Genomic DNA, 1,365 nt, shown 5'->3' on the forward strand with positions numbered 1-1,365 from the left:
GTTGGTAAAGGCAAGTCCAGGTGCCTAATCATTAAAAAGTTACTAAAGAATCTGCTTGCGACTTCATAAGGTTGATCATTAAAAAATAGGGAACCCAAGGCCCTGGCCGGCTCTTCAGTCGAGCTGCCAATACATAAAATATATAACAAAACGCTAAAAGGGAATTAACCTGCATTCCCTGAAGGGCAGTCTTTTGCGGTTAAATTAATAATGCTGCGCAAATAAAACAAGTATGCCCGTGAATAGTTCAAATGAAAGTTATGACGTTGCGGTTAAAAAATAGGATTAGCGAGGAATTGCCATTAAATGAATAGAGGTTTTAGTGTAGTTCAGGTACTGATAAATAGATGGGGTTTTTTAAAGTTTGGTTTACTTTATGGCGAATGATCATTTGGAATCATCTATAGGGATTTTATTTGCTTACCTCGCGATCGGCTTTCTGATTTATTGATTATGAGGGTAAATTAAGTGCTTGATTAAGCAATAAAGGACTTCATCTTAGGAATTTCCTCTAATGACAATTTTTAAGTTGTGGTAATTATTAATCCTTCTACAATAAATTCCTTTCGCTATGCATTCAGAAAATATTTATAATACGATAGAGTTTGACAATTACTCTATTACTCCAAAATATATTCAGTTGGCGAATTCCATCTCAAAGCGTATTGAAGATGGAACAATTGAAGATGCTTATATTCTGCCTTCGATTAACAATATCTCTTATGAATTGGATCTCAGCCGTAATACGGTTGAAAAAGCCTATAGACATTTAAAAGAAAGAGGCTTTATCAATTCGGTGCCTGGTAAGGGGTATTTCGTTCAAAAGACAAATACGAAAGGGCAAATTAAAATTTTTTTGATCTTCAATAAATTAAGTGTCCATAAAAAAATTATTTACGATGCCTTTGCTAATGCACTGGGAAATAATGTGATCATCGATTTTTATATTTACAATAATGATTTCTCGCTTTTCAAAAAACTACTTACAAGAAGAAAAATAGAATATTCCTACTATGTAATTATCCCGCATTTCATGGATGATAACGAAAAGGCTTATGAGATAATCAATCAATCCATTCCAGAGGGAAAACTCATTTTAATGAGTCAGTTACTTAATAATATTGTCGGCAGTTATGGGGCTATATATGAAGATTTTGAGCGCAATATTTATGGCACTCTTTCTAAGGCAATTGAACAGCTTAAAAAATATAACAAGTTAAATATCATCTTCCCGGAATATACCTATCACCCAAATACAATATTGAAAGGGTTTTCGAGATTCTGCCAAGACTATGCTTTTGATTATGGGATATTAAACAATATTCAAACAGTTCAAATAGAAAAACATGCTGTATATATTAGTTT

1 protein-coding gene is annotated in these 1,365 nt (G+C 32.8%); it reads left to right on the plus strand.

What is annotated here, in order from left to right:
* Positions 1–571: 571 nt before the first annotated feature.
* On the plus strand, positions 572–1,365 hold a 794-nt coding region (locus ACQR30_RS11575), incomplete at its 3' end, for a GntR family transcriptional regulator (protein ID WP_429735229.1).

It is taken from the genome of Arachidicoccus sp., from assembly GCF_050436765.1.
Classification (GTDB): Bacteria; Bacteroidota; Bacteroidia; order Chitinophagales; family Chitinophagaceae; genus Arachidicoccus.